The organism is Bartonella sp. W8167, assembly GCF_016100335.1.
GTDB classification, from domain to species: domain Bacteria; phylum Pseudomonadota; class Alphaproteobacteria; order Rhizobiales; family Rhizobiaceae; genus Bartonella; species Bartonella apis.
Genome location: NZ_JACFSQ010000004.1, coordinates 60,169 through 82,229, shown reverse-complemented (window position 1 = coordinate 82,229; position 22,061 = coordinate 60,169). Strand labels below are relative to the sequence as shown.

The window sequence follows — 22,061 nt, the reverse complement described above, 5'->3', positions numbered from 1 at the left end:
GGAAATGATGTGGTTTTATCGTTACTACTAAATCGTTTCAATTTTTCTGAAATAATCCGGCATTGTGAATAGGTGGGGAGAAGAGACTGTCGTTAGACAGTTTGTCTTCCCTGAAACTCAAGGAGATAACATTTGGGTCAAACAGTTTTTGTTGCCAAAGAAACAGCCGAAGGGGAAACACGCGTTGCCGCGTCTCCTGAAACTGTCAAAAAGCTTATCAATCTCGGCTATGATGTGTCGGTCGAGAAAGGTGCCGGTCTCCAGTCCTTGATAAGTGACGAGGACTACAAGGAAGCCGGTGCAAAAATCGTTGGTGCAAACGAGGCAAGCAAAGCCGACATCATTTTAAAATTGCGCCGTCCGAGTGCCAAGGAATTGTCGCAATATAAAAAGGGTGCAAGTCTTATCGGCATTCTCGATCCATTCGGCCACGAGAATGATGTCAAGGCCATGGCCAAAGCCGGATTGAATGCCTTTTCAATGGAATTCATGCCGCGCATTACGCGTGCGCAAGTCATGGATGTTCTGTCATCACAGGCAAATCTTGCCGGTTATCAGGCAGTGATTGATGCAGCCGAATATTACGATCGCGCCCTTCCCATGATGATGACAGCGGCAGGAACCGTTCCGGCTGCCAAGGTTTTCATCATGGGGGCGGGTGTCGCCGGTCTTCAGGCCATTGCCACCGCACGGCGTCTCGGTGCATCGGTCACAGCAAATGACGTGCGCCCTGCTGCCAAGGAGCAGGTCGCTTCCCTTGGTGCAAAATTTATCGCCGTCGAGGATGATGAATTCAAAGCGGCTGAAACGGCTGGTGGCTATGCCAAGGAAATGTCTAAGGAATACCAGCAAAAACAGGCGGCCTTGACTGCCGAGCATATTGCCAAACAGGATATTGTCATTACAACCGCATTGATTCCCGGTCGTCCGGCACCGCGCCTTATCACTAAAGCGATGCTTAAAACCATGCGTCAGGGTTCGGTCGTGGTTGATCTTGCCGTTGAAAGAGGTGGCAATGTCGAAGGCGCTGTTGCTAATAAGATTGTCGAAGTTGAAGGGGTGAAGATTATCGGCTTCACCAATGTTCCGGGTCGCATTGCCGCTACTGCTTCAAAGCTTTATGCGCGCAATCTTTATGCCTTTGTCGATATCATGACAAACAAGGAGACAAAAGCGTTTACTATCGACCGGAATGACGAGCTCGTCAAAGCAACATTGCTCACTTTCGACGGTCATGTTGTTCATCCCCGCTTTGCAGACGAATCGGAGAAAAAAGCCGCCGATAAAAAACCGGCTCCGGCAAAAAAAGCCGATGAAAAGGCTGAAAAACCGGCAAACCATACATCCTCGAAACATAAAGAACCAGCCGCCAAAGCGGATAAAAAACAGATGAAAAAGGAGCCAGATAATGTCTAACGAGGCTCTCGACAAAGCCCTTCAAGGTCTGGATCAGGCCATTGCCGCTGTGCGCGAAGCAGGCGGCCAAATCTCCAGTAATGCCGTTGATGCCGTCCACAATGTGACCGGCGGTGTTATTGACCCGTTCATTTTCCAGTTTGCGATCTTCGTACTGGCGATTTTTGTCGGCTATTATGTTGTTTGGGCAGTCACGCCGGCTCTCCACACACCGCTGATGGCTGTTACCAATGCGATTTCTTCAGTTATCGTCGTTGGTGCGCTGCTTGCTGTCGGTCTTTCGTCTTCAGGCCTTGCAAGCACTTTCGGCTTCATCGCACTGGTACTTGCAAGCGTCAATATTTTCGGCGGCTTTCTCGTTACCCAACGCATGCTTGCCATGTACAAGAAAAAAGATAAGTGAGGCTTGAAACTATGAGTGTTAATTTTGCCGCCTTTCTTTATCTCGTTTCCGGTGTCCTGTTCATCATGGCGCTGCGCGGGCTTTCCCATCCGACAACAAGCCGCAAGGGCAATGCCTATGGCATGGTCGGCATGGCTGTTGCCATCATCACAACACTATTGCTTGCCCGTCCAAGCTTCGGTGGCCTTGTCCTCATCATTATAGGTCTTGCCATCGGTGGCGCTATCGGTGCTATCATTGCCCGCCGCATTGCCATGACGGCAATGCCGCAACTTGTTGCCTCTTTCCATTCGCTCGTCGGTCTTGCTGCCGTTATGGTGGCCGCCGGTGCACTTTATTCGCCGCATTCATTCGGCATTGGCGAAATCGGCTCTATCCACGGGCGGGCACTTGTTGAAATGGCAATCGGTGTCGCAATCGGTGCGATAACCTTTACCGGTTCCATCATTGCGTTCCTGAAACTTGATGGACGTATGTCCGGTAAACCGATCATTTTGCCGAACCGGCACTTGATCAACATTGTTCTTGCAGCGGCAATCGTTGTTCTCATCGCCGCACTTGTCGGAACCGAAAGCCATCTGGTTTTCTGGCTTATTGTTCTTTTGTCGCTTGTTATCGGTGTCACACTGATTGTGCCGATCGGTGGCGCTGATATGCCGGTTGTTGTTTCCATGCTCAATTCCTATTCGGGATGGGCAGCCGCGGGTATCGGTTTTACTCTCGGAAATATGGCTTTGATCATCACCGGTGCACTGGTCGGATCGTCCGGTGCCATCCTTTCCTACATTATGTGTAAAGGCATGAACCGCTCGTTCATTTCCGTGATCCTTGGCGGATTCGGTGGTGAAAGTGCCGGTCCTGCCGGACATAACGAAGTCGAACGCCGTCCGGTCAAACAGGGTTCGGCTGACGACGCGGCATTCATTATGAAAAATGCCAATAAGGTCATTATCGTACCGGGATATGGCATGGCTGTTGCACAGGCACAGCACGCACTGCGTGAAATGGCTGACAAGCTCAAGGAAAACGGAGTCGAAGTCAAATATGCCATTCATCCGGTTGCCGGCCGTATGCCCGGCCACATGAATGTGCTGCTTGCCGAAGCCAATGTGCCCTATGACGAAGTTTTCGAGCTTGACGATATCAATTCCGAATTTGCCGAAGCAGATGTTGCTTTTGTCATTGGTGCCAACGACGTAACCAACCCTGCCGCCAAATCGGATCCATCTTCCCCTATTTATGGCATGCCGATTCTCGATGTATCGAAAGCGGGAACAGTTCTGTTCCTGAAACGTGGTATGGGAACAGGCTATTCGGGCGTTGAAAACGAGCTGTTTTTCCGTGACAACACCATGATGCTTTTTGGCGATGCCAAAAAAATGGTCGAAAGCATTGTCAAAGCCATGGAATAATCCTTAAGATGCCGCCAACAAGGCGGCATTTTTTTTAGAGGAACAATCATGGCAAGTTCGGCCGAACAGATGAGAGCGTGGCAAGGTCCGGCACTTTTGAGTTATGGCTATCGGCCATTTTTTTTGTTCGCAAGTATCTGGGCTGTATTCAGTCTGTTTATCTGGATTTTCCTTTTTTCCGGCAAAGATGTGCTGGCAATCGGAATTGATCCGTTTTCCTGGCACGCACACAGCTTTCTTTTCGGTTATTTATGGGCCGTCATTGCCGGTTTTTTGATGACTGCCGTTCCCAATTGGACCGGTCGTATGCCAATTGTCGGCTGGCCGCTTTTGGGCCTCGTATCCATTTGGCTTATCGGGCGCATTGCCATGGTGCTTTCATCCGATTTGCCAGCGACTGTGACAGTCGGCCTTGATTTGCTGTTTCCGCTACTTTTCACCATCGCTATCGGGCGTGAAATTATATATGGAAAAAACTGGCGTAATCTCAAAGTGCTTATTTTGCTTGTTCTGCTTTTCTGCGCCAATCTGATTTTCGATTGTGAAGCCTTTAATGATGGTTATGCTGCCGACGGTTATGGAGCTCGCCTTGCCCTTGCCATTGCGGTTTTCCTCATTGCCATTATTGGTGGCCGTATTGTGCCAAGTTTCACACGCAATTGGCTTGCCAAACGCGGGAACACAAAACTGCCGGCTCCACACGGGCGCGTTGACCAAACCATCATGGTTTTTACGGCTATTTGCCTCGTTCTGTGGATTCTCTTTCCCGACACAAAATTGACCGCCCTATTGTGCGGCCTTTGTGGCATTGCCAATCTTTACCGGCTTCAACGTTGGCGTGGTTTGGCAACTTTAAAAGAACCGCTGGTTTTTGTGCTTCATGTCGGCTTTCTGTTTATTCCGCTAGGGTTTATCGCTTTGGCGCTTGGCGCGTTCGGAATTATTCCGGGGGGACGCGCACCGGTGCAACATTTATGGATGGCCGGTGGCATCGGCATGATGACAATGGCCGTTATGACGCGTGCAAGCCTTGGTCACGCCGGTCGGCCACTTACAGTTTCCTGGCCGGTCGTACTGGTTTACCTTGCGCTGTTTCTATCGGTCTGGCTGCGGCTTTTTGCCGGCATTGCCAATAACAATCTGCCAACGCTTCACATTGCCGGAACTTTATGGATTCTGGCTTTTTTGGGTTTCGTTGTGCTTTACTGGAATATCCTCACCAAACCACGCAAACCACGCGTTCCGAATTGAAGGTCATTATCGGGATAAGCAAAACGCAATTTCCCTTTAAAGGGTTTGCCTGATTGAATTTCAAAAGCTTTCACAGCCCAAATAACGGTCTGTCTCTATTTTTGGCTCCGCAATGCGAAGAGACGGGGTCCTATAGATATTTCATAAAACGATTATGTAGGGCATCTTCTCGCCGTGATTTTCGTGAGCGCGCTTGTTGAAGAATGCCTTTTCGTTTGAGTCATGTTGACGGAATTTCTGTTTATCCGGTTCTTAAACCGCCGCGTAATTCCACTTTAAAAACCGCAGTAGCAGCTATAACCTCTCAGCGTGATAAACTTGTGGCGTGAAGAACAAATTACACTTATTCTCGAACGCCCCGCTTCGTTTGCCTTTTCTTCCTTCTTGGCCTTTTTCATTCCAACGAGAATTTGAACCTATGGGAATCTCGGCCGCATGAATCATCGAAGGTAAAGCGGACAAACGGAAAATTGCCGGTCTTTGATGTTGCGTGTCGTTGATAAAGAGAAGTCCGTCTTGTTGACCAAGGCACATGAGAACTTCAGAAAGTAGATGACGGGTTATGCCTTTCCGTTTCCCCTTTTGGACGGTTGCTATCCGGCAACGTCACGCATCAAGGGCTTTAAAAATTACAATAGCATAGGCCCCTTTTGACGAGAGACGTTGTCTGACGCAAAAAACAAACTCTTGGCTTCACATTTGGCAAAAAATCAGCTTTCCTGTTTGCCAAATACAAAGCCTTATCCAATGGTGGCTATAATCGTATTTTTATCGTTTATCAGCCGCGATGTTTTAAAACTCCCGATCAGCCGTAAATAAGTTTATCCTGTTTTTTACGCAAGCGTGCAATCCACTGGTTCTCATTGATTGCAGCATTTTTTACAGTGATGAGTTCGTTCTTCTTGATCGGTGCGGTAACGGTTGCCCCTTCAAGCAAACCACAAGGAATTGCCTGGTGCTTCCTTGCATCCCCGACTGTCATATTCCATGCGCGATAGGTATAAAGTCCGATAAAATCGAGCTTGTCCCCGGGTTTCAAATCTTTCTTGGCAACGGCGCAAACTTCTGCAACCGGCCGATCAAGTGGCACCATATCGGCCTTTCCATAAAGCATGACGCGTGCACAGGTGAGCGGCACTTCCATTGCTGTGAGATGATAAGGACGATGGAATGTAAAATAAGGTCCTTCACCGATTTTCAAATCTTCCATACGTTCCCAAACACGGGGATGACGCATTTCTGCAACCACAAAAACTCCCGGTGAAACACCCCGCCCGATCGAATAATCGACAACGCCGGATTTTGACAAAACGCCACCATCTTTTTCCGGAATAAGCACTTTGTTTAGCCGGTCGATATCGGCTTTCGGGCCATGCATACCAGGACAATCGGGAACAAGGCCGGTTGCGTTGGCAATGGCCGTCATTTCGACCATTGTTTTTGAACCGTCAATGAATTCGACAAGCATACGCACATTCATATTGCGTTTCTTTGCCTCTTCTTCATAATGATCGGGAATTGCATCAAAATCGAGCGGATTGTTTTTGCCCTTGCCTGCAGCAACAACATTGTGTCCGAGTGCCGAAACAAATTCGATAAGCTCCATGCAGGAAGATGGCTCGTCACCGGCACCAAGTGTGTAGATAAGGCCACGTTTTTCGGCTTCATGTTTAAGATAAGGGCCGATTGTGACATCGGCCTCGACATTCATCATAACAATGTGTTTGTTGTTTTGCAGCGTTTTATAACCGATTTCCGCGCCTGCTTCGGGATAGCCAGTCGCATCGACGATAACATCGACAAGCTCGTTTTTTAGCAACATATCAAGATCGTCGGTGGCGGCAATTTTTCCTTCTTCGATTGCTGCTGTCATTTCCGACGAATTGGAAACTTCCTTTGCATGCCCCGTTTCGTCATAAGCAATTTTTGCCGCATCAAGCACACGTTCAGGTGTCCTTGTCGAAACCGCTGCAACCTCGATGCCATCCATATGGGCGACACCTGTCAACAGATCGGTTCCCATTTCCCCGCAACCGACAAGCCCTATACGGATGGGCTTGCCACTTTCTTCGCGTTTTTTAAGGTCGCGGGCCAAACCGATAAGGGCTACATTGCTTGTCATTTCAAAAAATTCTCCGGTAAAAAACGGTCATTCATCAGCCCGATAAAATATTTCTATCATCGGGTTTTGCCACTCGTTCAGCGCATAATCTTTTCCTCAAAGGTCTAATAACAACGGTTAAAAATTGCAAGACTCGTGATTGGTCGATGCCAAATCCAGAGAGCAGAGAGCAGAATAACCCCCCACACATTTTCCAAACAAAAATTTGCGCGAAAATTATTTGGCCTGTATAAGCAGCTTGAGCTCATAAATAAGCGGTCTTTCGCCGATGAGAGGCGACCGCGACAAAATATTGATAAGGAAAACATTCATGCCCGGCAAAGTGACTGTTGATGATATTCCCGCTTCAATCGGCAAAGAAGTAGGCGTTTCGAATTGGCGTACTGTCACGCAGGAAATGATTAACCAGTTTGCCGATGCAACCGATGACCATCAATGGATCCACGTTGATGAAAAACGAGCCAAAGAAACGCCCTTTGGCGGTACAATTGCCCACGGCTTTCTAACCCTTTCGCTGTTGTCGACATTGGCCTACGAGGCCCTTCCCGAGCTTGAGGGGACAACAATGGGTATCAATTACGGTTTTGATAAAGTGCGGTTGATGAGCCCCGTCAAGACCGGTGCAAAGGTTCGTGCCCATTTTGTTTTGACCAATGCGGAAATTCGCCCTTCCGGACGAATCGTTTTTCATTATGGCGTAACCCTTGAAATCGAAAATGTGAAAAAACCGGCTTTGACTGCCGACTGGATTACAATCGCTATGGTTCCCCCAAAAGCTTCCTGAGTTTTAGCCGATTTTATGGGGCTCCCCCAACAAGCTTCACAATTATTGAAGATCGGGGTGAGCTCATCCGGAATTCATAATTTTCATGTCATTCGGAAATTTTTGCTAAAGACCGCTTTTTCGAGAATTGTCTGAAAAAGACGAGATATCGGAAATTGTTTTGAGGTCGGAGCTTTTCAATATTTGATAGATCGGCAGTATCGCTTCAAAATTCCGCACTACTGCCGATAAAACTCCGTTTATATATTGCTGGTAAAGGCAATATCATTTCCCGATAAAAGCGACATTTTCATGCAACACTTGTCGCATTGCGTTTACAAGTTTTATCCGACTTTTATTCGATTTTTTTCAACTCTTCTTTTTGTTATTTCATTCTGTTTAATTCTGGTTCCGGAATTTCATCAAAATGGTCACTTTTCATCGCCTCTTTTCAGGAAATATCATCGAAATCGCGATTGTTAAAAAGCGAGTCGCTCTTTGATGTTTCCTTTCTATCGGGAACAATTTTTGCGATATTTTTGTCTGAAGTTTTTTGAAACGAGGTCGTTTCTGTAGAAATTCGAGTAAAATAAGCGATTGTTTTGGCTCTTTTTTCGTGTTTTCATCACTCAAAGCGAATAAAGACCAATAAATTTTTTAAAAAACACAGCTTTTGGAAAAGCAATATAGACAAGCACGCCTTTTTTGTGGTATTTGCACCGCAATCATTTGAAACCATGCCTTTGCTGGCTTGGTACGTCTGGGGTTTACCCATTTAACTGAGATATTGAAAACAAAGCAGGATTAAACGTGCAAGTACTCGTTCGCGATAACAATGTTGACCAGGCGCTCCGTGCGCTGAAAAAGAAAATGCAACGTGAAGGTATCTTCCGTGAAATGAAGATGCGCGGCCATTATGAAAAGCCGTCGGAAAAGCGCGCCCGTGAAAAGGCTGAAGCTATCCGTCGTGCCCGTAAGTTGGCACGCAAACGCGCACAGCGTGAAGGCTTGGTGAGCGGCCACGGTTCTGCCCACTGATATTCAGAATTTGCTGAAATATTCTATCGAACGTGTGGGGTTTCTCTCGCGGTGTGTAAAATGTTTTGGCAAAAGATGGATTCTGCGAAGTTGAATTTTCGCCTCATACGAGTGGAGATGCAGAACGCATTTCCACTTTTTTGTTGTATCTTAGTTGTCGAATTTGGGTGATTTAGCAACCGTGAATTTGTCTTGAACAGGATCGTACCCGATGAAAAAATTGAAACTTTCTGCTTTCTTTCTTTTAGGTGCTGTCGTTTTTGCGGGATGCAGCTCGACCAATAACGTCCTCGATCCTGATGATGTTGCTCAAGGCTCGCACGAGAATATTTCTTCGCTCACTGCTGTTATCAAGGCCAATCCGCGTGACCCTGCAGGCTATAACGTTCGTGGTTCGGCTTATGGGCGTGCCGGCCGTAACAAGGAAGCAATTGCCGACTTTACCTCGGCCATTTCACTTAACCCGAATTTCTATAACGCCTATGCCAATCGTGCTTTGATCTATCGCAATATGGGAAATATGTCGGCTGCAATTGCCGATTATAACCGTGCTTTGGCAATCAATCCGAATTATGACGTTGCATTGATCGGACGCGGAAATGTCTACCGTTTAAGCGGTAAGCTTGATCTTGCCTATAACGATTTCAACAGTGCCATTCAGGCTGGCACAACCGATGGACGTGCTTGGCACAACCGTGCGCTCATCGAGCAGGCTCGTGGTGATCAGCAGCAGGCAATCTCGGATTTTGGTGCAGCCATGTCGCGCCAACCGAATGCTCCCGCCCCTTATAACGGACGCGGACTTTCATATGCCGCACTTGGCGACTGGGATAATGCCTTTGATGATTTCAATGCTGCAATACGTCTTGATAGCAACATTGCCGAAAGTTGGTCAAACCAGGCAATGGTTTATGAACATCGCGGCGAGAAGAAGAAAGCCTACGCTTCCTACACAAAGGCAGTCACTCTTGATCCGAATTTCAAGCCGGCAAAGGAAGGACAACGCCGTACGCGCGGGTGATTATCCGACTTCGTTAGCAAGTCCGTTTCCCCTATACTATCCATCACCGCTATTCGATTGGTCTATGGCCACATAGATATTCCGGTTGAAAAAACAGAAAGCCTGAAACAAAAATTTGTTTCAGGCTTTGATTGTTATGCGTGTTAAAAAAATTACCAACTGTGAAAAAGCCGCTCCTTCAACCAAAGAGCGGCACCAGAAAAATTGTGTTTCCTACATTCTGAAACGGAAAATCGCTGCAAGTGATTGGTTATTCGGAATATCACTCTTGCGCACAGCAAGCACATGCCCTCCATTGGCAAGAACGCGGCTTGCTATCTCGTCCACCACATTATAGGTATCCGGCCCTTCCTTACCGAAAGTAACCGCACCGGTTTTTTCGTCAACAGTGCCGTGAACCATTTCATCCATATCGGCAAGCAGAGTATCAATCTGGCCGAATGTTGCTGCACGTGCAGCAAGTGCAATATCGGTTGTGGTACGCCCCTCGTTCGTCAAATGTTCAAAACGCGAGCGGATATCGGCAACTTGCCGTTCATAATAGCGATCAAGAACCGGACGGGCAAGATCACCGATTTCTGTCGGATTTGCGCGGTCAAGCCCTGCATTCACAATCTCTCCGATCAGGTTGCTGCCGCTATAAACGGAACGGAAAGCATTGATTGCCGCATCACTTCCGGCAACAATCAAAGGAATGTCCGACCGTGTCAAATAACGACGCAAAGCAGAATCAACAAGACGGCAATATTGGGTCAAACGGCCAGCCGTATTGGAACTGATTTTTTCGTTTCCCGTACCGGTTGCGCTATTCATATTTTTCGGCATATCCGGCACCTTGACTTCGAATGGTTCGATATCATTTGCTATTTCAATAAGACGCGCGGTTGCTTCAGAAATAACTACGACATGAGCCGTATGGGCAAAAGTAATCGAACGAAGAAGCGGGCTCAGCATAAAACGGTCAGCCACTTCGACAAAAGACTTCAACCGGTTTGCCAGGCGGAAAGTCCAGATGTGATCGGGGGTTGCCAAAACTGCAAGACTGCGTGCCTGCTTCAACCAGAATTCCTCATAATCGGAAAGACCGGTCAACAGGTTTTCCATCGCTGACAGACGTCTTTTGTCAGTCAAAGACTGGGATTGCGCCAACGCTTCCTTCACCTGATTTGCATATTCAATTTTACTGGCACCAATTTCGGATGTAATCGGTGTAGTCGGCAAGTATATTGATACACATGCATCAGCTCTCACCTCTCGCAATTTGTTAAAATCCGTCATTGATGGAATATCGACATGCTGCATTGAGAAATCCCTTTCCTCTCTTGTTTACTCAATATTGATATGGGCATTCGATATGTCCAAAAACAAGACAATCCGGATTTTATTTTTCTTAAAAATGCAATAATCCGGATTTTTTTAAAAAATAACTTCTATAATAATGCTTTTAATCACTTTCAAAATCCGCAAACTTTACAGGAACGGAAAAGCGTTTCTTCATAAATCGGGACAATCAACATTCTCTGTTGATTAAAGCCGGCTTTGCCTTCAACAAACCGCAAAATAGAGGTGATAAAATGCCTAATTTCCCCGTTCCGGCTTTTAAAATTACGCGAAGACAGTTCAAAAAGCGGATGCAGTACCAAAACCGAGCACAGTTCAAAAGCGAGTGCCAGATAGATTGATGCCGCCCGCTTAGTCTTTACCCGAAAGCTTAATATGCATATTCCAAAAAGACCGGATCAACCGAACCACCCCAAACCGAATGGAATTTGGATATCAGTCTTTCCGAATCGCATTTTCCGGTCATTGCCACCTCGAAGAGGGGATCGAGAAAACATGTTTCATCGTCACCATCGGCATTCAATTTTTTACGGTTGGCGAGACCTTTTCGGGAAATATCAAGGGCCTGACGGGCAATTTCCAGAATAGTTGTATTGCGGAAAGGTGTTTTCACCCCTTCAACGGGAACAAGGTTGCGCATAGCAAGAACTTCCTCATAGCCCCAATCTTTTGTCATCTCATAGGCGCTATCGAGTGCCTCTTCATCATAGAGTAAGCCAACCCAGAAAGCCGGCAGTGCACAGATACGACGCCACGGGCCACCATCGGCACCACGCATTTCCAGAAAACGTTTGAGCCGAACTTCCGGAAACAATGTTGAAAGATGGTTGATCCAATCGCCCATATTGGCGCGATAATCGTCAACTTTTCCCTTTAAAGCACCTTCCATGAATTGGCGGAATGTGATGTCGGTGCAATCATGATAATGTCCGTCACGAACAACAAAATACATAGGCACATCAAGGGCCCATGCGGCATAATCGGCAAAACCGAAATTTTCGTTAAAAACAAAAGGCAGAACGCCGGCGCGACGGTTATCGGTATCACGCCATATTTCCGAACGCCATGACATGAAGCCGTTCGGCTTTCCTTCTGTGAATGGCGAAGTGGCAAAAAGTGCTGTGGCAATTGATTGCAATTTCATCGAAACTTGCATTTTACGGCGCATATCTGTTTCCGATGAAAAGTCTAGATTAACCTGAATTGTGCAGGTCCGATACATCATATCAAGACCGTGCTTGCCCACTTTCGGCATATAGTTAGTCATAATATGGTAACGTGACTTGGGCATTTGGGGCGTTTCGTCAAGACGCCATTTGGGGCTACCGCCGAGTCCCAGAAAGCCGATACCAAGAGGTGCTGCAATTTCCTTGACTTGTGCAAGATGGGCATTTACTTCGCGGCAAGTCTGGTGAATTGTTTTGACTGGTGCACCCGAAAGTTCGAATTGCCCACCCGGTTCAAGAGAAATGGCGCCAGCACCCGTCGGCTCTAACAATCCGATAATTTTTCCTTCATCAAGGATCGGTTCCCAGCCGAGCATGGCTTGCATGCCTTCAAGCAAGGCACGAATGCTCCTTTTACCTTCATAGGGGACAGGCCTATTCCCCTCGACAAAAAACGGAAATTTTTCGTGTTCGGTACCAATTCGCCATTTATCGGAAGTTTTCGCGCCACCCGCAAGATAGTTTACCAGATCATCAAAACCGTTGATTGCTGTTTCATCTTCAATGTCGCGCGCCATAACTCACAATTTCCAATTTTTTGTAATTTATCTTATCTTTTAATCGTTTTCATCACTCTTTCAAGTACCACAATTTCAAGTCCCACTGCCCTCATATCAGAGACCGCTCGTCGTCGCGCCAATCACCCAAAGTTGCATCGATAACTGCAAGGGCCGCAACCGCAGCGGTATCCGCTCGCAAAATTCTGGGCCCCAGAGGGATTGCGTGAACAAACGGAAATTGTTTGAGTCGAGAGCGCTCTTCATCACTGAAACCACCTTCCGGCCCGATAAGCACACCAAGTGGAGCTCGCGGCATCTTTTTCAATATTTCAAGCGGATTTTGCGTATCAGCAGCTTCATCACAAAAAATAAGATGCCGTTCCTGCTGCCAATTTTTCAAAAGCTCTCCGAGTGAAACCGGACTACGGCAAGAACTGATAGAAAGAACACCACATTGTTCACATGCTTCAATGATGTTAGCTCGCATACGCTCTTCGTTCAGCCGCGTCACTTGTGTGAAACGGGTGATAACCGGTTGCAAAACCGATGCCCCCATTTCCACCGCCTTCTGCACCATATAATCAAGGCGGGCGTGTTTAAGCGGCGCAAAACAATAGACGAGATCGGCAGGTGCGGCCTGCCCACGCTCTTTTGAAACGAGCTCCAGCACTACAATTTTCTTTTTGATTTCATAAATTTTTGCACGCCATTCGCCATCTTTTCCATTGAAAAGCAGAAGCTCGCTTCCTTCGTTCATCCGCAGTACATTTTTAAGATAATGCGAACGGGTTTCATCAAGATCCAGTTTCCCGCAGGCTGACAACGGTTCTTCGACAAAAAGTCTCTGTAATTTATAATTGGCGCGCATTGCTTCTCACTTTTCTGCCCGTGCTTTTTTAAAAAAGCTTTTAAAATTTCCGAATGCCCCATCACCCACCAACTTATCCACCCGTCGGGAATTTTTCAAAATGCCGGTCGATAGAGGCTCTTAAGGCCGGTTTTCCAGCCTTTTAAAAAAATCAAGATCAACAATATAGTGAGTGTTTCAAAATTCGTAGTTACTTTTTACATAAAGGTGACTAGAAACTTTAAAAAAATAAAACTAAATATGAGAAGAAACTACCTTCTCTCAACGCTGTCAGATTAGTGATCTCGTAGGAAAGCAGCTTTATTGTGTTATTCCGGACAAAGGGGAATTGTCTTTTTGCCCGCTTATTGTGTTTGTTTGAAAATTTATGACTGTTAGCGTTAAACAACCGACTGTTTGGGATGTTGTCTTTTCCCTGAAAACTTTTGCAGCCGCGGCTTTGGCTCTTTATATCGCCTTTTTATGCGATCTTCCCAACCCTTATTGGACGATGACAGCCGTTTATATTGTTGCCAATCCGCTATCCGGGGCTTTGACTTCCAAAGCATTTTATCGACTTCTTGGAACGGTAATCGGCGGCATGGCAACCGTTATCATGTTGCCCATGCTTATCCCCTCACCCGAGCTTACAACTTTGGGACTTGCCTTATGGCTCGGCTGTTGTTTGTTCATCAGCGTATTGGACCGGTCACCGCGCGCTTACGTCTCGATGCTTGCCGGCTATAGCATCTGCATTATCGGATTTATGATCGTCGACGCGCCGGAAACAGTCTTTGATTATTCGGCAAGTCGTGTGGAAGAAATCGGCGTTGGCATCATTTCTGCCGCGCTAGTTGGCCGCCTTGTTTTTCCCCGTCATGCAGGGCCGGTTCTGGCAGAGCGTATTGATAAATGGCTCAGAAACAGTGCCGATCTTGCAATTATGTACATTAGAGGACAAGGCAAAAGCGAAGACGCATTAAAAAGACGCCAAAAACTCGCAATTGATGCCGTTGATTTGCGCGCCTTTACCACGCATGTCACTTATGACTCTTCGACATTGCCATCCACTGTCAATGCCATGCGCGTTTTGCAAAGCCGCATGGTTTCTTTATTGCCGATGGTTGCAAGCTGTAACGATCTTATCAACCGGCGCAACAAATTGATTACAGAGCAATGTGATGGCAAAAGCAACAGCACCAAACTTGACGAATTGATTGAAGAAACCGCTGCCTGGCTAAAAACCCACGAGCCGATGAAGCCGGAAGGCATCGCCCGCATCAAGGCTTTGAAGCAATCCATATTGGATGATATTGGCCGTTCGAAAGTGTGGCTTGATCTTGTTTCGCGCAATCTGACATTACGCCTTGTTGATATTATGGAAATCTATTCCGACTGTCTGCATTTGCGTAATGATATCGTCAACGGCACCCAACACAAATTGCGTTGGCACCGTTTCGATTTTCTGGGCGAAGTCCGGTCTATCCACTATGACTTCGGCATTGCCTTTCTTTCAGCCTTTTCTGCAATCCTTGCCATTTTCATTATTGTGACTTTGTGGCGTATGACCGAATGGACACAAGGCGCTACCGCTGCAATGATGACCGGTATTTTTAGTAGCCTTTTTGCAACGAAAGACGACCCTGTTCCGGCAATTCGCGGGATGCTGAAACAAATTCTTTTGGTTCTTGTTATTGCCTTTGTCCTGCAATTTGGCATTTTACCACTTGTGGACGGCTATTTGCCGCTCATGCTTTGTTTGGCACTCGTCCTGATACCGGCCGGCATCATGATGGCCATCCCTTCAAAATTTGCCATGGGCATGACAATGACAGTCAACCTGCCCAATCTGTTATTGCTGCAATCACGATTGAGTGGTGATTTTTATAATTTCATCAATATCAATACAGCAATGATTTTGGGAATTATTGTTGCAGCAGCAACGGCTTCCATCGTACGCTCCGTCGGTGCGGAATGGAGCGCTTTTCGCCTCATCCGTGCAAGCTGGCTTGATATTATCGAAGTTGCCGAAAGGCCGACAAATACCAAAGCCTATAACGAATTGTTACACCGTATGCTTTACCGCTATGGCTTGATTGCGCCACGTTATGCCTTGATCCCGATCCATTCACGCGTTCGCCAGACCGATATTCTCAAAGATGTCCGTGTGGGGCTTGATACAATCGAATTGCAACATTTGAAGGATTCACAAGGGCCAACCAATCGACAAAATCTTGCCAATGTTTTGGAGGAACTCGCGTTCTACTATCGCATAAAAGTAAATAGCACCGACGTGCCCGAAGGCAAAGAATTGTTGGAAGCAATTGATACAACACTCAACTGGACTCTTGCACTTCCGGATTCGGAAGATCATCAGAAGATCTCGTTTGCATTAACCGGATTGCGGCAAAATTTGTTTGGTGATGCAAAGCCTTACAAAGCGGTCTTGCCTCCGATTTTCAAAGGACATGACTCATGAACCCCGAGGTTGATATTTATGGTGTCTATATTCCGACAATCGGAATTCTGGCACTTGTCAGCTATTTTTTGAATGTTGCTCTCCAGCGGTTCATCTTGCGCAAAGGGTTGGAACGCTTCATCTGGCACCACGCGCTTTTTGCAGCGGCAACCTATTTCATCATTTTGAGTATTCTTTCTTTCATTGTAACTCGGATTTAACGGATATGAACAAGCTTATAGCCAATTCCGGTCGTATATTTTTCACCCTTGTCATGGCTCTGGTGGCCGGCCTCCTCCTCTGGCAGTTATGGAACTATTACATGAATGACCCATGGACAAGAGACGGTAAAATAAGTGCCGATGTTGTTCGTGTCGCGCCTGATGTTTCCGGTTTTGTAACCGAGGTCAATGTCGTCGATAACCAACATGTCAAAAAGGGCGATGTTCTTTTCAAGATTGATCAGGCACGTTTTTCTTTAGCTTTTGAAGATGCACAAGCCATGGTTGACAACGCAAAAGCTGCTCACGATCAGGCAAAACGCGATCTCGAGCGTGACCAGAAACTGGATGATAAAACCATCACCCGCCAACAATTGGAGACGGCCGCTATGCAGGAATTGCAAACCGCAGCGACATTGCGCAAGGCAATCGTCCAGCTTGATACGGCGAAACTCGATCTTGAACGTTCGACAGTGCGTGCTGCTGTAAATGGTAAACTGACCAATTTTTCTCTGGAACCTGGTGAATATGTTACGCAAGGCAAACCGGTTACCGCGCTTGTCGATACCGATTCGTTTTATGCGTCCGGCTATTTTGAAGAAAACAAACTCGACCGCATTCATATCGGCAGTCGTGCAACCATCCACATTATGGGATCAAGCACTGTGTTGACCGGCGTTGTTGAAGGTTTTGCTGCAGGCATTGAAGATCGCGAACGCACGCAAACCACAAGCCTGCTTGCCAATGTTGCGCCGACATTCAACTGGGTTCGCCTTGCACAACGTATACCGGTGCGTATCAAACTTGATCCGGTACCTGACAATATCCACCTTGTTTCGGGACGCACTGTCAGTGTCGCAATCGAAGAACACAAGAAATAACCGGTTGATTTTCGTCAAGATTTTTTCGTCACTTAAGTGCAACAGATTTAACTTTTTTTTACTTTAATCGGCAAAAACTCCGAATAAAGCGCTGTTCATTCATTGTCGAAAAAGAAACTTCGCTATATGACAACACACAAATTAAAACTTGATAATCACATTTGATCGGAGAGATAAAATGTCAGCCAAGAGAGCCACCTTGGTGACTGTTGCTGCTCTTTTCACATTTATTCTAGTTGCTGCCGGAATTGGTTCGGTCGGTGCTGGAAATAACGAGTTTATGAGCAAAGACGGTTATGGTGTTCATAGCTCGATGCGTTAATATCTGAACTATCTGACCGGATTCCCTTGTCAAACGAAAGCCGGCAGTCATAACTTTAAAAGGGGCCTTCAGGCCCCTTCTTTTTATGATTTCTCCGTCCGTTTCCGATAAGTCTGTTTGTTCCCGTTTCAATTTACCGGCTGAATTTTGTGGAATCTTCTTTCCGCCGATTGAAGGCGGCTTGCGGAATTTCTTAAATTTTGATTATCCGTTTTGTCGGTAAACAAATCGAACTTCACAAATGTGAAAAGCCCGATTTTTCCTGAATTAAAAAGTCGAATATGGCTGCTTTTGTTATCGCCAAGCATTTTCAAATTCCGCGGGGGCACACTCCTATTACAGTGATCGGAACAAAGCCATCAATTATCGGATTTTAGATAACCATATCACCAATCGGCAACGGCATTCTCATCAAACAAGATTGTAAAAATTGAGGAAATCATTTGGCAATAAAATATGAGCAAGCACGCCGAAAATCGGACATTTGATGTCTAAACAAAAAGCGAAAGCTTGAAACAGCTTCCGCTTTTAAAATTCTGTTTTTCTCAAACCTTTCAACCTGAATTTTTCATAAGATTTATGCCTGAAATTCGGAAGGGTCCGGCCCCATACGCCCATCCAATTTATCAAGCGCGGCAATAGCGTCATGATTTGCGGCGGTAAGCGAAAAATCGAATATATTGAAATTCTCGGCCATACGTTCCGCAGAGCTGGACTTTGGAATTGCAATCGTGCCCATTTCCATATGCCAGCGCAAAATGATTTGCGCGACAGTTTTATGATGTTCACCGGCAATTTTTTTCAGCACAGGATCATCAAAAAATTGGCCGCGTCCGAGAGGTGCCCATGCTTCGGTCAATATATTGTTTTTATCATGGAAAATGCGTAATTGCTTTTGTTGAAAATGCGGATGCAGTTCCACCTGATTGACTGCGGGGGCAACACCTGTTTCCTTGATAATCCGTTCAAGATCGACAATACGGAAATTGCAAACGCCGATAGACCGGACACGATTTTCCTGTTTGAGTCTGATCAAAGCTTTCCACGTTTCCACAAACAGATCACGCGCTGGCAAGGGCCAATGGATAAGATAAAGATCAACCGCGTTCATGCGGAGCCGCTTTGTACTTTCTTCAAAAGCGCGCATCGTATTGTCATAGCCTTGGTCACTATTCCAGACTTTGGTGGCAATAAAAATATTTTTGCGTTCGATACCTGAATCGGCAACACCAAGCCCGACACCTTCTTCGTTATCATAAGCTTTGGCTGTATCAATGTGCCGGTAGCCTGTCTTTATTGCCTGTTTAACAGCGTCTCTGGTATCGCGTTCGGGAATTTTAAAAACCCCGAAGCCCAGTTGTGGAATGAACAAGCCATCATTCATCTTAAGCAAGGGAACCGATTTATTTTGTGAAAGTTCTGACATCTATTCTCCTTGATTATCTTATTCAATATGAACCACACTCCATCCCGTCAACGACGTTCATGGATTTTTCATTGGAGTAGATCATAATGCATAATCACCTGAATTGACAGTAAGGTAAAAACAGAATTCAAAAATAAAAAGTGATGTGTATCACATAACTTAGTTAAAATATATTATTTCGATTAAAATCAACAATTAAACGTTAAAATTCAAATCGGAATATTTTATTTTCCATGAATATTTTTCATCTCGATTAAATTAAATGAATTTTATATTTTATAAAAATATCTTCAAAAAATATTCTTTTATATTTTTAATTTTTCGAAAAATCTTAAAATTATGCGTCCTTCAGACTCCTTTGGATATTCAGGTGCTTCGCCTGACATGTTATTTCTGGTTCGCATTTTTTTGGAAAACCGGTTTATTCAGTCGTCCAACAAAATGCCTTGATCCCTCAGCTTTTCACGATGTTTATGTGACGAACAGGTGATAAACGCTGAATCAAATTCCAATTTACCCGCAACGCGTTATCGTGTGGATAGAAACATCAAAACCCGCAAGGAAATATAAAACTCTTGTTGTTTTTCACGTCAATAAGGCCGAAGATATAGACAGGTAAAAGCTATGATCACCAATAAAGCACTGAAGCGAAAAAGCGCATTCCGGATTATTATTTCGCTGCTCCATATAATCTCTTTGTCCAGTCTTCTATCTCGTGATTATCCAACCGCTTTTGGGCAAGAGAGCGCCAGCTTGGTGATAATTCGTTCAATGAAGCAATATGCGACAATTCTTCATAATCGGTTCTGGTCACATAAAAAGCCTTCCATAAACGATAAATCGTCCACTCTTCGTGCAACCGTTCGAGAAGTTCAAGCTCGTCTTGCAGAGTTACCTCCCCCTCCTGTAAAACACGATAATACCAGCCTGTTCGCCCGCTTTTTTGCGTGCGCAGTGACATATCGGTGACACCGAACCTTACATTGAGCCGGAAACAGGGCTGTCTTCCTTGCGAAACTTCTATGATAGCTTTCCCTAGACGATAAACATCCCCGACAGCAATATCTTTCTCGCTCAAACCAGAGGTTGACAGATTTTCCCCGAAGGCAGTCGGCGTATCAAAGACCGCTTTATGCCCAAGCTCGTTTTTCCAGAAAGCATAATGGTCAAAATCATAGTGATGAACGGCCTTTTCCATTCCACCATGATGTTTCTTGTCTGCCTGTTCGTCACCAATAAAACCGGTTTTGGTGAGAAACAGAGGTCGATCAACCGGTTTTTTGTCAATCCCGCTTTGCAACTTTTCTGGTCCTATTGCTTTTATCGGACCAACTGACAGTGCTAAAAGTTTTACCATTTTTTTAAAACCGATAATAATAGGTGCTGGTGGTTATGCCTCGAAACTGCTTTTAGTCCAGTTTCCTTTCTGACGCATTATCGCGCTGAAGATCGACGATGCCATATGGAAATCGTCTGCCAGACATTGAAAAACCTAATGGTTTGACAAGACTGTTCATCAGACAGGTAACATCGGCGCAGGCTTTGTCGGAGCGTGGCACTTTTTTCAAGACCGCATCAAGTTTAATTTCGTAACCATTGTTTTTATTGTCTTCAGTTTGAATATCTGCCGTTCCTTTGGTCAAAAGTTGCCAATTGCCCATTTGAATGACCGATTTATCAATAACAAGATTTTCGTCAGTAATCGTTGTTTCGATATCCCATCTATCAAAATCCGTCGACGCATCCGCTGAGTTTTCAATCTGCGCTTCATCACCGCCGCCTATCGCTGTCCGCAGCTTTTCAATATCATAGCCTTTAATATTGCCCTGCGACATATTCAATGTCAGATGGCCTTGCATTTTGGAAACAACTTCCGACCACCGGCTGAACGGGGCATGCATTGTCAGGATAAGACCGGTTTTTGCATTGACAAAGGAAGGATGACCGAAAGCCTGCGCTATTGATTGGAGGTCGAGAGAATTTCCTGAAACGCGGCCTTCAATGCTGGCTTTATCATTATCGCGACTGATCTGGATATTGGATTGGATGGCTCCGCCAAATGCATTGGCATTGCCGAGATCGAAAATTCCCCGCCCGCTTCTGATCTGTATGGCAGCTGCAAGATTATTGAGGGTTATTGTTCCAAGCCGCGCCTCTGGTGCCGACATGCGGATATCAAGACCAATCAGGTCAAGAACCGAAAGATCAAGAAATTCGTTTTTTTCTTCATCCGGGAAAAATGTTGCAACCAATGTGTCAAGATTGAGCTTGTCAAAAGCAAGCGACCCGCTGATGACAGGCAGATGATCCTGATAACCGGTGGCGAGTGCGCCGCGGGCATTATCATTTCCTAGTTTGAAATTGACATTGTTAAATTGCATATGACCGGGTTGGGCAGAAAAATCCGATTCCCAGACAACCGGCGCTTTCAATCCTTGACCCAGCACCTGACGGTAACCGAGCCAATCCATGGTCTTGTTCCAGCCCGGAGAACGGGCTGCAATTCGTCCGTCAAAAATATAGCTTTCGGAAAGGCGCCCTTTCCCTTCAAAAGTGATACCGCCGCTTAAAGAATTAAGGCTGGCTCTAAGTTCGCTGGTACCGCCGGAAAAAAATATCAGCGCCTGCATCGCATCAATACGCAAATCGGTTGCTTTTCCGTGCCACATGGCATTGGCACGAAAACTTGCCGCTCTTGTTGATTCCGGCCATTCAAGCACAGCGTTAAGTGCCGTAATTTTTTCTGCCATCCCTCCGAGGTTTTTGCGATAGAGCAGCTCTCCATTGTCAATCACTATCCGCCCGAATGGTTGATTAAGAAGGCGGGTTATATCAGGATGATCAGGATTCTTGTTAACAATTTCGCGGGCTTCACGAACGGCTGCTCCGAAACTGCCTTGCGACCTTGAAACTGCGTCAAAAAAATCGGTAACTGTTTTGACCGGCTCTTCCATAACAAAATGTGGATTGATAATGCGGGTTTGCGAAAATGTGATGTGCCCGAACAAAGCATCAATGAGTGATAAATCGACTTCAATGCGCTCCGCTTCCATAAGTGGTGCTGTATCATCATTTGTCGGCGTGAGTATCACACCGGCCAACGATGCTTTAGGATAAGGGAAAAGATCAAGTTTCGGCGCTTCTCGCAATTGCACATTATAACCCGTCCATGCACTTAAATCCTGTGCAAGGCGGATGCGGATCGCATCGGTCGAAACGAGAGCCGGCAACAGCAGGAAAATCGCCACAACGATAAGTCCCAACAGCACAACCAGCGCGCCGACATATTTTATGTTTTTTCTGTGCACCTCGTCCCTTTACCTTTTATTAACCATAAATGATTAAAACCGAATTACATTTCGGCTTCCAGTGAAAGCTTGTTTCTGAAATGCCCTTGTTTAAATTTTTGCCGG

18 protein-coding genes are annotated in these 22,061 nt (G+C 45.9%); 11 read left to right on the top strand and 7 right to left on the bottom strand.

Going from position 1 to position 22,061, the window contains the following annotated elements:
• The first annotated feature begins 132 nt into the window (after window positions 1–132).
• Genes H3V12_RS10460 through H3V12_RS10445 form a run of 4 tightly spaced genes read left to right on the top strand, consistent with a single transcriptional unit; the run spans window position 133 to window position 4,482 of the window.
• Window positions 133–1,416 carry a Re/Si-specific NAD(P)(+) transhydrogenase subunit alpha gene (locus tag H3V12_RS10460; protein ID WP_198214613.1) on the top strand — a complete coding sequence of 428 codons (1,284 nt, stop codon included), beginning with the start codon at window positions 133–135 and terminating at the stop codon, window positions 1,414–1,416.
• Complete coding sequence (locus H3V12_RS10455) at window positions 1,409–1,819, top strand: proton-translocating transhydrogenase family protein (RefSeq protein ID WP_198214612.1); 411 nt, start codon at window positions 1,409–1,411, stop codon at window positions 1,817–1,819. Before H3V12_RS10460 ends, H3V12_RS10455 begins: the two co-directional genes overlap by 8 nt.
• A gap of 11 nt (window positions 1,820–1,830) precedes the next feature.
• Window positions 1,831–3,231 carry an NAD(P)(+) transhydrogenase (Re/Si-specific) subunit beta gene (locus H3V12_RS10450; RefSeq protein WP_075869206.1) on the top strand — a complete coding sequence of 467 codons (1,401 nt, stop codon included), beginning with the start codon at window positions 1,831–1,833 and terminating at the stop codon, window positions 3,229–3,231.
• A gap of 48 nt (window positions 3,232–3,279) precedes the next feature.
• Window positions 3,280–4,482, top strand: coding sequence for an NnrS family protein (locus tag H3V12_RS10445; RefSeq protein WP_198214611.1), 1,203 nt, complete (start codon window positions 3,280–3,282; stop codon window positions 4,480–4,482).
• An 805-nt stretch (window positions 4,483–5,287) separates the two neighbouring features.
• On the opposite strand, the gene H3V12_RS10440 is transcribed toward H3V12_RS10445, so the two are convergent.
• On the bottom strand, window positions 5,288–6,604 hold the full coding sequence (locus H3V12_RS10440) for an NAD(P)H-dependent oxidoreductase (protein WP_198214610.1): 1,317 nt from the start codon (window positions 6,602–6,604) through the stop codon (window positions 5,288–5,290).
• A gap of 310 nt (window positions 6,605–6,914) precedes the next feature.
• Here H3V12_RS10440 and H3V12_RS10435 point away from each other — a divergent pair, with 310 nt between their 5' ends.
• The 3 genes from H3V12_RS10435 (at window position 6,915) to H3V12_RS10425 (ending at window position 9,426) form a co-directional block, all read left to right on the top strand.
• Window positions 6,915–7,388, top strand: a complete 474-nt coding sequence (locus H3V12_RS10435) for a MaoC family dehydratase (protein ID WP_075869210.1) — start codon at window positions 6,915–6,917, stop codon at window positions 7,386–7,388.
• Between the two features lie 789 nt (window positions 7,389–8,177).
• Window positions 8,178–8,405, top strand: coding sequence for a 30S ribosomal protein S21 (gene rpsU, locus H3V12_RS10430; protein WP_198214609.1), 228 nt, complete (start codon window positions 8,178–8,180; stop codon window positions 8,403–8,405).
• A 211-nt stretch (window positions 8,406–8,616) separates the two neighbouring features.
• Window positions 8,617–9,426: a tetratricopeptide repeat protein gene (locus tag H3V12_RS10425; RefSeq protein ID WP_075869213.1), complete on the top strand. Its 810-nt coding sequence runs from the start codon at window positions 8,617–8,619 to the stop codon at window positions 9,424–9,426.
• 213 nt (window positions 9,427–9,639) lie between these two features.
• Here the strand turns inward: H3V12_RS10425 and H3V12_RS10420 are convergent, their stop codons facing one another.
• The 3 genes from H3V12_RS10420 to H3V12_RS10410 form a co-directional block, all read right to left on the bottom strand.
• On the bottom strand, window positions 9,640–10,728 hold the full coding sequence (locus tag H3V12_RS10420) for a hypothetical protein (RefSeq protein ID WP_198214608.1): 1,089 nt from the start codon (window positions 10,726–10,728) through the stop codon (window positions 9,640–9,642).
• A gap of 409 nt (window positions 10,729–11,137) precedes the next feature.
• Window positions 11,138–12,511 (bottom strand): glutamate--cysteine ligase, encoded by a 1,374-nt coding sequence (locus tag H3V12_RS10415; protein ID WP_198214607.1) that lies wholly within the window; start codon window positions 12,509–12,511, stop codon window positions 11,138–11,140.
• Between the two features lie 91 nt (window positions 12,512–12,602).
• The gene (locus H3V12_RS10410) at window positions 12,603–13,361 is read right to left on the bottom strand and encodes a 16S rRNA (uracil(1498)-N(3))-methyltransferase (RefSeq protein WP_198214606.1); all 759 of its coding nucleotides are present in this window, start codon (window positions 13,359–13,361) and stop codon (window positions 12,603–12,605) included.
• A gap of 367 nt (window positions 13,362–13,728) precedes the next feature.
• On the opposite strand from H3V12_RS10410, the gene H3V12_RS10405 reads away from it, so the two are divergent.
• The 4 genes from H3V12_RS10405 (at window position 13,729) to H3V12_RS10390 (ending at window position 17,222) form a co-directional block, all read left to right on the top strand.
• A complete protein-coding gene (locus H3V12_RS10405; RefSeq protein WP_198214605.1) occupies window positions 13,729–15,819 on the top strand; it encodes an FUSC family protein in 2,091 nt (696 codons plus the stop codon).
• A complete protein-coding gene (locus H3V12_RS10400; protein ID WP_075869218.1) occupies window positions 15,816–16,019 on the top strand; it encodes a DUF1656 domain-containing protein in 204 nt (67 codons plus the stop codon). Before H3V12_RS10405 ends, H3V12_RS10400 begins: the two co-directional genes overlap by 4 nt.
• A gap of 5 nt (window positions 16,020–16,024) precedes the next feature.
• Window positions 16,025–16,900: an HlyD family secretion protein gene (locus tag H3V12_RS10395; protein ID WP_198214604.1), complete on the top strand. Its 876-nt coding sequence runs from the start codon at window positions 16,025–16,027 to the stop codon at window positions 16,898–16,900.
• Between the two features lie 178 nt (window positions 16,901–17,078).
• Window positions 17,079–17,222 (top strand): hypothetical protein, encoded by a 144-nt coding sequence (locus H3V12_RS10390; protein WP_178391758.1) that lies wholly within the window; start codon window positions 17,079–17,081, stop codon window positions 17,220–17,222.
• Between the two features lie 577 nt (window positions 17,223–17,799).
• Here H3V12_RS10390 and H3V12_RS10385 read toward each other — a convergent pair.
• From H3V12_RS10385 to H3V12_RS11330, 3 genes are all read right to left on the bottom strand, one after another.
• Window positions 17,800–18,648, bottom strand: coding sequence for an aldo/keto reductase (locus H3V12_RS10385; protein WP_198214603.1), 849 nt, complete (start codon window positions 18,646–18,648; stop codon window positions 17,800–17,802).
• A 670-nt stretch (window positions 18,649–19,318) separates the two neighbouring features.
• Window positions 19,319–20,005, bottom strand: a complete 687-nt coding sequence (locus tag H3V12_RS10380; RefSeq protein WP_198214602.1) for an MOSC domain-containing protein — start codon at window positions 20,003–20,005, stop codon at window positions 19,319–19,321.
• A gap of 52 nt (window positions 20,006–20,057) precedes the next feature.
• Complete coding sequence (locus H3V12_RS11330; protein ID WP_198214601.1) at window positions 20,058–21,956, bottom strand: AsmA family protein; 1,899 nt, start codon at window positions 21,954–21,956, stop codon at window positions 20,058–20,060.
• Between the last annotated feature and the right edge of the window lie 105 nt (window positions 21,957–22,061).